At 67.1% G+C, this 14,505-nt stretch carries 5 protein-coding genes and 1 pseudogene; 3 read left to right on the top strand and 3 right to left on the bottom strand.

From position 1 onward, the window contains the following. Positions 1 to 13: 13 nt before the first annotated feature. The gene (locus tag ACFYZB_RS43530) at positions 14 to 1,222 is read left to right on the top strand and encodes an MMPL family transporter (RefSeq protein WP_388767420.1); all 1,209 of its coding nucleotides are present in this window, start codon (positions 14 to 16) and stop codon (positions 1,220 to 1,222) included. Between the two features lie 546 nt (positions 1,223 to 1,768). Here ACFYZB_RS43530 and ACFYZB_RS43525 read toward each other — a convergent pair. The 3 genes and pseudogenes from ACFYZB_RS43525 to ACFYZB_RS43515 all read right to left on the bottom strand — a co-directional run bounded on the left by ACFYZB_RS43525 (position 1,769) and on the right by ACFYZB_RS43515 (position 13,233). Then, positions 1,769 to 2,238: pseudogene (locus ACFYZB_RS43525) on the bottom strand (DNA-binding response regulator). Between the two features lie 284 nt (positions 2,239 to 2,522). Beyond that, a complete protein-coding gene (locus ACFYZB_RS43520; RefSeq protein ID WP_388767418.1) occupies positions 2,523 to 2,939 on the bottom strand; it encodes an ankyrin repeat domain-containing protein in 417 nt (138 codons plus the stop codon). After that, entirely contained in the window at positions 2,926 to 13,233 is a 10,308-nt protein-coding gene (locus ACFYZB_RS43515; RefSeq protein WP_388767416.1) for a LamG-like jellyroll fold domain-containing protein, read from the bottom strand. Before ACFYZB_RS43515 ends, ACFYZB_RS43520 begins: the two co-directional genes overlap by 14 nt. Positions 13,234 to 13,575: 342 nt before the next feature. Here ACFYZB_RS43515 and ACFYZB_RS43510 point away from each other — a divergent pair, with 342 nt between their 5' ends. Next, a complete protein-coding gene (locus tag ACFYZB_RS43510; protein WP_388767415.1) occupies positions 13,576 to 13,884 on the top strand; it encodes a hypothetical protein in 309 nt (102 codons plus the stop codon). Further along, positions 13,881 to 14,411: a hypothetical protein gene (locus tag ACFYZB_RS43505; RefSeq protein ID WP_388767413.1), complete on the top strand. Its 531-nt coding sequence runs from the start codon at positions 13,881 to 13,883 to the stop codon at positions 14,409 to 14,411. The genes ACFYZB_RS43510 and ACFYZB_RS43505 overlap by 4 nt, the downstream gene beginning before the upstream one ends. The last annotated feature ends 94 nt before the right edge of the window (positions 14,412 to 14,505 follow it).

The following is a 14,505-nucleotide window of genomic DNA, read 5'->3' as shown; positions in this document are numbered from 1 at the left end:
TCAGATCCGTCAGATGGTCCTCCGCTCCGTGCGGGTGCGGGCCGGTCAGCAGCAGCCCGCCGTGGCCGAGGCTCCGGACGCGGCGGAGAGCGGACCGCATCCCGCCGAACGGTGGGCACGGCTCATCCAGCGGCGCCCGGTGACGGCGGTGGCCGCCTCCACGGTGGTGATCCTGGCCCTGGCCGCGCCCGCCCTGGCCATGAAGCTGTCGATGCCGGACGACTCGACCCAGCCGCGTCACTCGATGGGCTACAAGGCGTACGCGACGATGTCCGAGGGATTCGGCCCCGGGTTCGACGCCCCCCTGATCGTGGCGGCCAAGCTGCCCCGACCGGACGCCGCCGCGTCGGACGGCGGGCGTATCGTCGACGCGCTGCGGACGGTGCCGGGCGTGGCCGAGGTGACACCGCCGGTCACCTCCTCCGACGGCAAGGCCCTGATGATCGTCGCCTACCCCACGACGCAGAAGCAGGCCCCGGAGACGAACGCGCTCGTCAACACGCTGAATACGACGACGCTGCCACGAGCGACCGCCGGAACCGGGATGCACGCGTACCTGACGGGCCCCAACGCGGGGAACGTCACCTTCGCCGACTTCATGGGGCGCAGGCTCCCCTGGGTGATCGCCACAGTCGTGGTGCTGTCGGTGCTGTTGATCCTCGCGATGTTCAGGTCGGTGGTGATCGCGCTGACGGCGGCGGTGATGAACCTGTTGTCGGTCACCGCCTCCTACGGCGTGCTGACCGCCGTCGCCCAGTGGGGCTGGGCCGGGAAGCTGTTCGGCTTCCCGGAGAAGATGCCCGTCACGACCTGGGTGCCCGTCTTCCTGTTCGTGATCCTGTTCGGACTGTCGATGGACTACGAGGTGTTCCTGCTGTCGCGGATCCGGGAGGTGTGGCTGCGCGGTTCGGACAACTCCACGGCCGTGACCCGGGGCCTCGTGGTCACCGCGCGCGTGATCACCGCCGCCGCGGCGATCATGTTCCTGGTCTTCCTCGGGTTCGTCGCCACACCCGATGTGGCGGTCAAGCAGATCGGCCTCGGGCTCGCGGTCGCGGTGCTCGTCGACGCGACGATCGTGCGGCTGGTGCTGGTGCCGGCCGCGATGGAAGTCCTGGGCAAGGCGAACTGGTGGATGCCGTCCTGGCTCGACCGGTGCCTGCCGCGCATCGAGGAGGAGACCCTGAGCGGTCAGGAGCCCGTGAAGGTGCCGACCGCCTGAGGCCGGCCACCCCGACACCCCACGCGGCGGCGCGAACGGGGCCACACCGGCCCCCACTTCGCGCCGCCGCACGCGTTTGCACAGTTCAGAACGATTCTCTTACCCGTTCTTGGTGGGGCGGGTGGGACTCGAACCCACGGCCGACGGATTATGAGTCCTTTGGGGATCTTGGCGGCCCTTGTCGATCAACGCTCATCCTGGGCGTTTTCGCAGTTCAGAGCCGGTGAGCAGTGCCGGGGCTTCCCGAGCCTTGTCAGTCTGTTCCTATCCTTGCGTCCCAACCGCGTCCCGACACCGTCCCGGATGGACACGCCCGGTCGGCTCAGCAGCCGTCTCCCCTGCTCGGAAAGGGCGCTACAAGGTGGGCGCAGCGGATTTCCCTTCCGGCCGTTCTTCCTGCCCCGCGATGGCGGCTGCCTGGCCTCGAAAACGGCGATCGGGTGCCTCCAACCCGATGGTCATCTCAGTCAGGGTGTCCGTGATATGGCGGCCAGGGGGCTGTCCGTACGGGCATGACCGGGCTCACGCCGTGCTACGCCGCCCCGCTCAAGCCTTCAGGTACGCGAGCACCGCCAGCACCGGCGGTTGGCGTGCGGCGACTGGTCGATGCGCAGCTTCGCGAAGATGGACGCAATGTACTTGGCCACCGCGCTCTCACTGAAGTGCAGGGCACCGGCGATCGCGGCGTTGGAGTGGCCCTCGGCCATGAGGGCGAGGACCTCGTGCTCACGGGGGTCAGGGCGGCGACGCGGCCCTGCTTCTCGCTGCGGGTGAGGAGCCCGGCGATAACCTGCGGGTCCATCACCGTCCCTCCGCCCGCCACCGTGCGCAGCGCGTCCAGGAACTGGGCGGTGCGGGTGACCCGGTCCTTGAGGAGCTGGCCGACCGCGCCCGCGGCGGGCCTCCAACGCCGCCCGCAGCCCCTCGTCCGTGCGCGTCGGCGGCAGCCGGATGTCGATCACCGCGACGTCCAGCTGCGTCTCCGCCAGCGCGCGCACCAGCGCGGGACGCGTCAGCCGCTTGCGTACAGGTCAGCCAGACGCGCTTCCGGCGCCTCGGCGTCAGCCTGACTCTCGCAATACGGGCATGTCCCCTCCTCGCCCACTTCTCGTCGTCCGCTACGCGCCCTGACAACATTCGCCGGGCCAACCGATCGACGTGCAACCACGGATCCAGTTCCTCGCCAATGGCGATCGGAAGCCTGACGGCTCCCCCCAACCAACCTCTGCCGAAGAAGCTGTCGGGGGAGGCCAGGCGCCGGGAACAAATGAGGCCGAATCGATCCCGGGCCTTCACTGGCTTAATCCGAAGTCCCCAGGTCCCCGAAGTACTGAGCTACGTCAAAATTGGCAATCAAACGAGCTAGGCCAAGCGGAGTCTGCCCACTCGCATTGATGGCCATAGGGTCGGCGCCATGCTCTCGCAGCAGGGAAATCACATCGCCCCTGCCGCGAGAGTTGAACACCGCAACGAACAGGGCAGTATTGCCGAATCGGTTTTGCCGATCGACTTCTGCGCCTGCATCCAGCAGCAGCCGTGCTGCGGCCAGTTGGCCCTCTTGCGCGGCCAGATGCAACGGAGTGAACCCGTTGTCATCCGCAGCGTTTGGGTCAGCGCCAGCAGTAATCAGCTGCTCGACCCCGGAAAGGTCCCCACGCAATGCAGCAGCATGGAGGGGAGTCCGGCCCTGACGATCACGCGAATCATGGTTGCTCATATTGATGACTCATATTGTTGTAGGGATCTTCAATTTGATAATGGTCCGGATCGTTCTCAAAGTCGACGAACTGTTGCCGGGTCCAGTTTTTCGCCTGCGCCATGTCTCGATTGCGCCAGTACTCGTAACCCGGCTTATGTCCGTAGTGGAATGGACCTTCAGAAGGAATGCTCTGACCAGTGTTCGGATCGATGAAGTTACCCTCTTCGTCTCGTGGCGCTGCGTCCTGAACAGCCTGCTTTGTCGATGAGCGGAGAGTGACACGGTCATACTTCGCATCTGGCTCCACTCGATTTGGATCCGACTGGAAACGCCCATCTGATCCACGTATTACTCCGCACAATCCGTCGTCGTTGTGCACGAGGATCGGGATGTTGCCCGCCGCCACGACATAGTACGTGTGGAGTTGCTGGACGGTGAGGTTCCAGCGGTTGGCCGCGCCCGGTGTGTGACGGATGGCGGCAACGTAGGCATGACCGTTGGTGGCCGTACTGAGCGCATCGCCCGCGTGCAGCTTCCCGGCGGGGACCCAGCTGTGGGTGGTGTCGTCCCAGAAGGGGTGGTTGGCGGTGGTGTGGAGGGTGGCAGTGTGGCCGCCCTTGGTGCGGATGGTGAGGTCGAGCAGGTCGTGGTCGTGATTGATCCACACGTGCTGGACCGTGCGGGTGCCTTGGTGCTTGCCGGTGTCGGGGTTGCCAGCCTCGACGTTGTCGCCGGTCTTGATCTTGCCGATTGGCTTGGTCTTGCCATTTGCCATCAGTACGGGTGTCGAAGGCGCGAAGCTGCACATGCCTGCGGCCGCGTCGCTCGCGCCCTTGTCGGCGCCCTCTTCCAGTGCCCTTTCGCCGATGAGGGCAACTTCGTCTTCGCCGCCGGTTCCGACTGTGAGGAGGACCGTGCCAGCAGCCTGCGCGCAGCCGCCCCAGGTGGGGTTGGTGGCACAGTCGACGACGTCCGACAGCCCGGAGGCGTGGTAGAGGAAGTCGAAGGCGCCGCCGATGCTGCCGAGCCCTCCGGAGGTTGCGTTCTGCTCGGATGTGCCGTTGGAGGTCGGCTCATAGCCGGATCCGAACAAGCTCCCGAGGGTGCCGATCAGCTTGGAGGGTGAGAGCAGGTCCCGGGGGCTGATTCGGGGGCTGGCTCCGTCGGTTTGGCCATGCGGCCGGGCTCCCGGGTACTCGCCCAGACCCATGAGTGCGGTCGGGGGCGGCGGCGGAGGCGGAGGCGGGGCAATTGGTTTGTGGGAACCTCCGCCCGAGTAGCCGGCTCCATAGGAACCACCGTCGTATGAACCACCGTCGTAGGAGCCGCCCCCGTAGGAGCCGCTGTCGTCGTAGACCGGTGTTGTGTACGAGTCACCGCCGGTTGAGTAGTCGTTGGGGATTTCGGAATAGTCGGGCTGCATCGGGCTGACATATGGCGCCGGTTGCGGCGGTTGGTAGTGAATGATGCGATTCAGGACGTAACACTCCGGGCACTCAACCGGCCAGAAGTACTCGATGTCGAGGCCAAGCGTTGACCAGAAGTCGTGTCCGGTGGGGTCCGTGCCGTCGGTGGGATCGTCGTTGGCGTAGGTGTAGGGGTTGGCGTTGACGGAAGGGGTGGGGGGCTGGTCGGTGGGGTCGTGGCTGGTGAAGTTGCCGGTGGCGGGGTCGTACCAGCGGCTGGCGGTGGCGACGCGACCGGTGGCCGGGTCGGTCCAGCCGCCTTGGTAGCCAAGGCTGTGCTGGGTGCCGGTGGTGGCGAGGCTCTGGCCGTAGGGGTTATAGGCGACGGAGCCGACCAGGGTGGTGGCGGTGGGGGTGAAAGTGGCGGTCAGGTCGCCGCGCTGGTCCGTGTAGGCGAGGGCGGCGCCACTGGAGTTGCTGACGCTGAGGATCGATCCGTCAGGTGCTCGGTCGTAGGTGTCGGTGCCGTCGGAGACGATGGTGTTGCTGACGCCGTTGTAGGTGAAGGTGTTGCTGCCTCTGGTGGCGAGGCGGCCGAGGGCGTCGTGGGTATAGCTGGCCGAGCCGTCGGTGACGAGTTGGTCGAAGGCGTCATAGGTGAGGTTTTCGGTGGTGCCGGCGCCTGTAACCGTGTTGAGGGTGCCACGGGCGGTGTAGCTGTAGTTGGTGGTCGTGGTGCCGTTGGTGCTGGAGGTCAGTTCGTCGCGGGCGTTGTACGTCGAGTTGGTGGTGCTGGATCCGGTGGTGACGGTGGTGCGGTTGCCGGCGTTGTCGTAGCCGTAGGTGGTGGTGGCGGTGCCGTTGTTCCAGGTGGCGAGGCGGCCGGACTGGTCGTAGGTGTAGGTGCTGGCGGCAGCTGCGGCGGTGCCGGTGGTGGTCTGGTTGGTGACGTGCCCGTCGGCGTCGTAGCCGTACGTGATGGAGGCTTCGGTGCTGCCGCCGGGGGCGGTGAGGGTGTCGCTGGTCAGACGGTGCTGCGAGTCGTAGCCGAAGGACTGGCTGGCGCTGTTGCTGCCATAGCTGATGCCGGTGGCCTGGCTGATGTGGTTGTAGCTGTACGTGAGGGTGGCGTTGGTCAGCGGGTCCGTGGCGGTGGACAGGCGGCCGTCGCTGTCGTAGGTGTAGCTGGCGCTGCCGGCCTTGTCGGTGCGGGAGGCGATCTGGCCGTCGGAGGTGTAGGCGTAGCTGGCGCTTCCGGAGGGGCCTGCGGAGGAGAGGAGCTCACCGCGATCGTTGTAGGTGAAGGCGTCGGTGCCGCCGGGTGCGCTGACAGAGGTGATGCGGCCGTCGGCGTCGTAGCCGAAGGTACGGGTGGTAGTGGCGGCTTCCGCTCCGCTGCCGGCCTGGCTGCTCAGGCGGCCGTCGGCGTCGTAGTTGGCTGTTTCGGTGACGCCGCCGGGACGGGTGACGGCTGTCGGGTTGCCCTTGGCGTCGTAGGCGACGGTGGTGGTGCGGTCCGAGGCGTTGGGGAAGGACGGGGTGCTCGGCTCGATGAGGGATTCGCGCAGGCCTAGCGGGTTGTAGGTGGTGATGGTGGCGTTGCCATTGCCGTCGGTGTAGCGGGTGCGCTGGCGGGCGGCGTCGTAGCCGAAGCTGGTGGTGATCGATGAGCTGGAGGTGACGGGTTCGGTCTGCTGGGTGAGGACGTTGGTGGCGTCGTAGGTGTAGGTGGTGGTGTTGCCGTTGGGATCGGTGACGGAGGTCTTGTTGCCGGCCGGGTCGTAGCCGTAGCCGGTGGTGGTCAGGGTCTTGCCGGTGGCGTCGAGGTTGCTGGTGGCGGTTAGGCGCCCGGCGAGGTCGTAGCCGCTGGTGGTGGCGGTGCCGTCGGGGAGGGTGGTCTTGGTGAGCCGCCCGTCGAGGTCGTAGGTGTTGGTGGTGGTGTTGTTCAGCGGGTCGGTGGCGGTGAGCTGGTCGCCGGCGGTGTCGTAGGTGGATGTGGACTTCTCGCCGCCGGGCAGGGTGATCGAGGTGCGGTTGTTCGCGTTGTCGTAGCCGTAGGTGGTGGTGTCGGTGACGGTGGAGGGCTGGCGGACGACTTGGCTGTCGGTCGCGGTGCGGCCGAGGTCGTCGTAGGTGGAGGTGGTCTGCGCGCCGGTGGGGTCGGTGACGGAGAGCTTCTCGCCGTCGGTGTCGTAGGTGGTGTGGGTGGTCGGCGACGAGCCGTTCACCGCGGGCTGGACGACTTGGGCGAGGTTGCCGAGCTGTGTGTAGGTGTAGCTGGTGGTGTTGCCGTTGCCGTCGGTGACTTGGCTGACTTGGCCGGCCGCGTTGTACTGCGTGGTCGTGGTCGGGGTGATGGAGGTGGTGGACCCCGGCGGGGTGTAGGCGGAGTCGGAGACCGCGACCTGTTCGGCACGGGCGTCGTATGTGTAGGTGGTGATGTTGCCGTCGGGGTCGTCGACGGAGGTCTTGTCGCCGAAGGTGTTGTAGCCGTAGAAGGTGAGGGGGTGGATCGCCTGCGGGGTGCCGCCGTTCTTCTCGGCGTTCACCACCGGCGCGGTGACCTGGGTCAGGCGCCCGGCCTGGTCGTTGGCGTAGGTGGTGGTGTAGTTCGCCGCCGTTGCGCCGGTGACGTTGCCGCGCGGGTCGACCGTGGAGATCAGTTTGCCGCGCTCGTCGTAGGTGTGGGTGGTGACGAGGCTGGTGGAGCCGTCGTGGACTGTCTGCGAGGTGACGTCGCCGAGGGTGTCGTAGGTGTAGTCGGTCTGTTCGGTGGTGCTGCCCTGGGTGACGGAGCGGGAGGTGAGGTTGCCGACCGGGTCGTAGCTGTTGGAGGTGGTGGTCTTGTCCTGGCCGTAGGGGTCGAAGACGGATCCGGTGACCAGGCCCGCGGGGTCGACGGTGTAGTCGGTCTCGATGAGGGCCGCAGTCTTCTGCTGCTCGATCAGGCGTCCGGCAGCGTCGTAGGCATCCTGCTGGAGGACCTTGGTGGTGGTGGAGCCATCGGTGTTGTGGAACTTGGCCAGGTAGCTCTGGATGAGCTTGTGGTTCCAGTTGTAGTAGTAGCCGGTGGTGCGGCCCATCGAGTCGGTGTCGGAGGCCAGCCAGCCGGCCGGATCGTAGGCACGCGAGTCCACCACCAGAGAGGTGGGCGAAGACGGGTTCTCCGGGTCTCCGGTGTAGTTGGTCAGCGTCGTGCTGAGCAGTTCACCGGTCGGTGAGTAGGCGTATGTGTAGGCGTTGCCGTCGGCGTCGTTCTCCGAGGTGCGGTTGCCGTAGGCGTCATAGCCGTAGGAGGTCTTGCGGCCCACGGCGTCGGTGACCGAGGCCAACTGGTCATACGAGTTGTACGTCCATGCCGTGGTGCGGGTCTGGTCGCCGCCCGTGGTGTCGGCGACCGCCAGCGAGGTGGTCTTGCCGTCGTCGTCGTAGGCGTACGTGGTCTGCGGGGTGTGGATGGTGCCCTTGACGGCGTCGGTCGTGGCCGGTCCGGTAGCGGTGACGACGCGGTCCTGGCCGTCGTAGGTGTAGCTGGTGGTCACGCCGCCCGGGTAGGTGTCCGAGGTCTCAGTGCGGGTGAGGCGCCGGCCGAGGTTGTCGTAGGTGTAGGCGGTCTTCAAGCCCGAGGGCGAGGTCACCTGGGCCAGGTCGCCGGCACTGTCGTAGGCATAGCCGGTGACGTTGCCCTTCGCGTCCTTGACGGTCGCCAGGAGCCCGGCAGGTTCGGTGCCGCCACCGACCGCGGACTCCGTGCCCGCCGTGTACGACTTGGTGACGACGTGCTGGTCGGGGTCCGTGGAGGTGAGCAGGTTCCCGGCGGAGTCGTAGGTGTAGCTGGTGGCGTAGGTGGTGTCTGTGGCGCTGGTGGAGCGCGGGTCTGCGGAGGAGATGGGCTGGTCGTTGCGCGGGTCGGTGACGCCGTAGGTGCCGGTTGCCGGGTAGTTGGTGTAGCTGGTGGTGGTGTCGCCGTGCATGTCGCTGGTGGTGCTCGACAGCGTGTCCCCGCGCGTGTTGTGCGTGGTGGTGGTGAAGTTGCCGTCCGGGTCGGTCACCGTGGCCAGGAAGCCGCCGGAGTCGTAGGAGTAGGAGGTGGTGTGGCCGAGCGCGTCGGTGACCGAGATCAGGCGGGAGCCGTTGGCGGGGTCGTAGCGGTAGCTGAGGGTCTTGCCTGTGGGGTCAGTGACGGTCGCCGTGGTGACCGGGGTGGCGCCGTTGGACGTGCCGCGGGCGGCGTACTGGGCGGCGACGGTTTGCGTGCTCAGTGCCTGGTTGAAGGTGGAGACCTCGGCGATGGAGCCGTTGAAGTAGCCCTGGGGGTTGTTCGAGGGCAGGGAGGGCCAGGATCCGGACAGGTAGCCCGCGCCGATGGAGACGACGTTCTCGCCGGTGAAGTCCAGCTGCTGGCCGGTGCGGGTGTCGGCCTGCTGGCCGTCCAGGTTGAGGGTCTGCTCACCGTTGGTGTTCACCGTGAGCACGGCCTGGTGCCACTGCCCGTCGTTCACGGGGTCCGGGGACTCCATGGGCGACAGCAGGTGGTCCCACCACTGCCCGTACAGGTGGCCGTCGGCACCGACGTACAGGGCGGGGGTGTAGTTGGCCGACAGGGTGGTGCCGATCGGGCCGCTCTGGTAGCTGAACAGGGTTTCGCCGGAGGCACTGGTCTTGAACCACAGCTCGATGGAGAAGTTCGCCGAGACCTTGCCGCCGTAGATCGTGGTGGACGGCAGTGAGACGTAGGAGCTGGTGCCGTTGAAGGACGCGGCGGTCTCCGGGCTGCCGGTGAACAGTCCGGGAGCGCCCAGGGTGACGTTGTTGTAGGTGGCGGGGCCGGAGGACCACCAGTTGGAAGCCGTCGTCCCGGCGACCTCGTTGGCAGCCTGGTTGCCGGAGGTGTCCTCAAAGCGCCAGTAGTTGGGGGCGGCCTGGGAGATGACCGCGTCGCGGTAGTAGGCGCCGGAGCCGGTGGTGGTGGGCTGGCCGAGCTTCCAGGTGCCGCCGTCGGCGTCGGTGATCTGGGTGGCCTGGTCGCGGGAGGCGTCGTAGGAGGCAGCCAGCGCCGTCTTACCCGAGGGCAGGGTGGTGCCCGTCAGCTCGCTGGCCGCATGGGTGCCCGCGGTGTACTGCTGCTGGACGGCCGGGAGGCCGAGCGCGTGGGTGTAGAAGGCGGCTTCGGCGACGGAGCCGTTGAAGAAGGTGCGGTAGCCGGTGTTGCTGGAGGTGCTGTAGTGGGGCTCATCGGGCCAGTGGCCGCCGATGAATCCGGTGCCGATGGCGTCCACCGGCTGGCCGGTCACCGACACCTGCCCCGAGAGGGTGCCGACAAGGTTCCCGTCCAGGTACAGCGACTGCGTGTTCCCGGCGGCGGACAGCACCGCGTAGTGCCATGCGCCGTCGGCGACCGAGGACGAGGTGGAGATCGGGGAGACGCTGCCCGCCCAGAACTCGCCGTACAGCTTCCCGGAGGTGCCGACATACAGCGTCGGCGTGTAGTTGCCGGGCGTGGAGGTGCCAGTCAGCGCGTCCTTCTGGTAGCCGAACAGCACACCGGAGGCGCTGGTCTTGAACCACATCCCGACGGAGACGTAACTCGCCGAGGTCAGAAGGCTGTTCGGCAGGGAGACGTAGCCAGTGGAGCCGTTGAACGTGGCGGCGGTGGTAGGTGAGCCGGGCAGCGGTCCGGCCGCGCCGAGGGTGTAACCGCCGGTGTAGGTGCCGTTGTCGTTGCCCTCGTTGACGGCGACCTCGCTGGCCGCCGAGGTGCCGGTCGACTCACCGAGGCGCCAGTAGGAGGAGGGGTTGGCGTCCAGTACGGACGTGCGGTAGTGCGAGCCGGAGGACGACCCGGAGGTGTAGGAGTAGGCGGTGCACGCCGTGGAGGACGTGGGCGGGCACACCCCGGTCAGGTTGCCGCCGCTGTAGGAGTACGTCCAGGTTTCGGCCGTGCCGCCGGGGGAGGTGGCCGGGTCGGTGGCCACCTGAGTGACGTGGCCGCCGCTCCAGGTGAAGTGCAGCGAGCGGCTGCTGGTCGTGTTGGTGGCCGTGGCCAGGGTGCCGTCGGCGTTGTACGAGAGGGTCTCGCTCCGCCCGGACGCGTCCGTGATCGTCTTCAGCTTCCAAGCCGATCCGACCTGCTGACCGAACGTATACGTGGTGCCCGACTTGTCGGTCAGGGTGTAGCCGCCGCCGCTGACGGTCTGGAACGTGGAGTAGGTGCCCTGCGGCGGTGTGAACGTCGTCCCGTCCGCGTTCAGGCCGAAGCGCGTCGCCTGGCCGTTCGCCATGGTGACCACGACCGCGCCCGAGCCGTCGTTGTCCGGCAGCGCGGACATGTCGTACAGCGTCGACCAGCCCGCGCCGAAGAGGTTGCCGGTGCGCGGGTCGAGCGAGTTGTAGGAGCGCGTCACCGACAGCGCCGGGCCCGCCACGGAGACGTCCGCGTCGGTCGTGGAGGTGGTGTAGTTCCCGACTCTTGGGGCGAAGGTGCGGCCCGCCGGGCCCTGTGCCGCCTCACCGAGATGCGAGGTGATCAGCGGCTGGGTGACGGTGGTGGAGAAGTACGAGGGAAGCGACCAGGCGCTCTGGGCGTCTCCGTCGCTGTCCGACACGGTCCAGTAGTACGACTGGTTCCAGGCGAGTTTGCCGGCCGGAACGGTCCACTGGGTCTTGCTGACCGAGCCGGAGTCCACCACGAGGCTGGGCTTTCCGGACGTTGGATTGGTGTAGACCTGGAAGTCGTAGGTCAGCGCGTTGCCGGGGTAGTTGTCCGGGTCGCTGCCGCTGGCGAACAGCTGCGGCGTGAGGGAGCCCGCCACGACGTTGGACGGCGGCGAGGTTGAGTCGATCTGCGGCGGAGTGTCCGCGGAGGTGAACTGAGCGCACGACGTCGGCACGTTGTAGGTGGTGTAGAACGAGGTGCCGCTGGTCAGCATGTCCCAGCACACGTAGTACTGGCCAGGTGGCTCGGCCGGGAGTGTCCCGGTCATCGTCAGCGAGGAGTTCGGGCTCACCGAACTCGTCACGTACGTCTTGGTGGCGTTGGTGCTCAGCTTCGTCCAGGACGTGTTGTAGATGTCGGTGGCGAGCTGGACGCTCGACGTCGACCAGGAGGCGGTGCCCCGGTTGGTGAGCGACACCTTCATCGAGCCGGTGGTGGTCGCGGTCGGCTCGGTGTACGTCTGCTTGGGGATCGAGTAGTCGGCGCCGTAGCTGCTGTAGGTGACCGACAGGTAGGGCGGGTAGGAGGAGTTGACGCTGGCGAACTGCTTCCACGCCGCGACGACGGAGTTGTCCGCGGTCAGCGCCAGACCGTTGTTGTAGGTCGTGCCGTGGGCCCAGCCTTCCAGCAGCTTCACACCGGCCGCGCCGGGGTTGTCACCGATGTCGATCCCGTGCCAGGAGGAGCCGCCGCAGCTCGCCCCGGCCTCGAAGCTGGAGGAGCCGATCGTTGACCCGTACGACAGGCCGGGATAGTCCGCGATCGTGCCGACGTTCCAGGAACTGGTGATCCCGTGGACGTAGACGGGTTCCGCGGTGCAGCCGCCGGACCACACGTCATCCAGGTACAGCGACGCCTGCTCGATGTAGTCGTTCTGGAACGTCGAGCCGAACGACCAGTTCAGAACGTAGCTGTTGGCCTTGTGGCTGCCACCGTCGTACGAGCCGACCTTCAGCACCGAATCGGTGGAGAAGTTGATGTCGTACGGCGTCTCCACATACGTGCTGGAGGACGCGTTCAGGTTCGTCGGGTCGACCTTGACCGGGAACACCCGGGCCTTGTCGTGCAGCCAGGACGCGTCGAGCGACACCCGCAGCGCCGGAGCGCCGTCCACGGTGGTCAGGCTGTAGGTCACCCCGGTGGAGGTCGCGCCTTCGCCGGACACCTTGCCGATGTTGGAGTCCTCCATGTAGCCGTGCGGGATCGTCACCCGCACCGCGCCCTTGGAGTCCTTGAACGCGACGCTTCCGTCCGAGGTGAGGGACGGGGTCAGGCCGGTCAGGTGAAGGGGGAACACCCACGTCGTCGGGGCCGAGGCGTCGTGCAGGACCAGGGTCTCCTTCACGCCTCCCGAGGTGACCGAGTACTTCAGGTCCGCGGAAGTGGCGATCTGGGGATAGGTGATCGCGTTGCCCGACGCCTGCCCCGTCACCGAGGCCGCGCCCTGCAGGGAGTAGCCGACCTGCTCGCTCGCCGACGGCCCGTACGACACCAGGAGCGAATCGTTTCCGCTCGGGGCGAACCCGGCCGGGGCGGAGTCAGCGCGCTCTGACCACCGGCCGTCCGAACCCTGTACCAGAGTGCTGTCGATGTCGGCCCAGGTGCCCTGCGCCGTGCGGTAGTGCACCGGGCGGCTGTAGACACGCGCGGTAAGGGTGCCGTCCGCGTTCCGGAACACCGACGTGTTCCCGGTGCGGTCCTTGACTACCTCCGCGCCGCTGGCCTTCGGGCCGGGTATGTGCGGGTCGCCTTCCTGCGCCGACGAACCGGCGTCGGCCGCCTTGGCCGCCTTCCGTTGAGCGTCCCTCAGCAGAGCCGCCCGGATCCTGGCTGGCGGCGAGACGCGCTTCGCCGCAAGCTGCCCCTGCGGACGGAACGAACCCCGCTCATTCGCCTTCGGCACGTGCGTCTTGGACAGCGGAAGCGCGCCGCGCACCGACTTAGCCTTCGGGCTTGAGGCACTTCCCTTCGCGCGCAGCGCCGCCGACTTCACCTGGTGCGACAGCCCGGCAGCGGAACCCATCCGCTGATGAGGCAGCACCGCGGAGCCCGATGCCAGGGCGTGCTCGTCGATGACCGCCTCGGCCGACTGCGTCCCCAGCACCACGAGCAGGGCACCACTGACCGCGAGCGCGATCCCCCGCAGCCAGCGCCGCTGCACACCGCCGGTGAGGTAGGCGATGACAGACACCAACCCCTTACCCGCACCAGACGACACGCGGAACCGATGGCGACTCATCGCACAACCCCCACACCAAGGACACGACAACGCCTCACCCGTGGAGACGTAAGCGGAAGTTGTAGCTCCTATTTGACGGTTGATCAACAATTCGTCGACAAACATCTTCGGCGACTTGACATGATCACTTGCGTTTGCGCCCGTTTCATCCCTGTGACCTTGATCGAATCTTGGCCCCTGGATGCTCGGCCTTGACCTGTGAATCGGCCATGGGTCGCCCGCCGCAGGCGATGTGGTAGAACCTGGCTGGCTCCGTGCGCTGCCCGTGCGTGCCGTACGGGAAGCCCACACTGATTGGAGCTGTTCGTGCCGTTCCCGCGAAGACGATCCGGCAGACGCTGCGCGTCGACCGCGCTGCTGGTCCTGCGACGGTCGTCCCTTTTCGGCGACACCCGTGTGGGACTTTGTGTCTTCGCGGCCGCCGCTCCCGCCGAAGCGGTGGTGATCCGCGCGTCCGAATGGCCGCTCACGCAGTTCCAGGCGGACGAGATCTGGCACGCGTCGCAGGGCCAAGGCATCACCGTCGTCGTCGTCGACACCGGGGTCGACGCCGCCCATCCCGATCTCAAGGGTGCAGAAGCGATTTTGGAGCGCGCCACGTGAACCTTCCCTTCCGTCTTCACCACCGCCCGCGAAGGGTGCGGCTCATAGCTGCCGCAGGCGCACTGGTCGCCACTGGCCTGCTGGCGTGGCTTGCCGTCGCTCTGCTGACCGGCCCCCAGACTCCGAAGATCGTCGCCAACAACATCTCCAGAAATTTCCGCGCCTGCCTGGTCAATGATCAACAGGATGCGACCATGGCCCAGCCCGTCTGGTCATCTCTGCAGAATGCCGCTTCAGGCGCTGCCATCAACGCGCAGCGCATCCAGGTGCCGAAGGGCAGCACTGCGGCGTCCCTGCCGTATGTCAACAGCCTGGTTCAGCGCAAGTGCGGGCTGATCATCTCGGTGGGTCCAGGTCTCCATGAGGCCGTGGCCACCGCCGCCCAGCACAATCCCCATCAGCGATTCATCACCATGGGCCCTTCGGTCAAGCTGCCCAACGTTCGCAGTTATTCACCCACCGACCGGTCCGCTGTCATCAGCGCGGTGCAACAGGCGGCCCGCCCCCGGTCGGCTCACCGAACCTGAGAAGGCTTCCGCTTACCAATCAACGGGCTTGTCTGGTCGAACAGGGGTCCTGATCGGGTGATCGCGGCAGAAGCGGCGCATGCAGGCAGGCCCT

The organism is Streptomyces sp. NPDC001852 (genome assembly GCF_042891825.1).
GTDB lineage: Bacteria > Actinomycetota > Actinomycetes > Streptomycetales > Streptomycetaceae > Streptomyces.
This window is presented reverse-complemented; position numbering and strand designations above follow the sequence as displayed.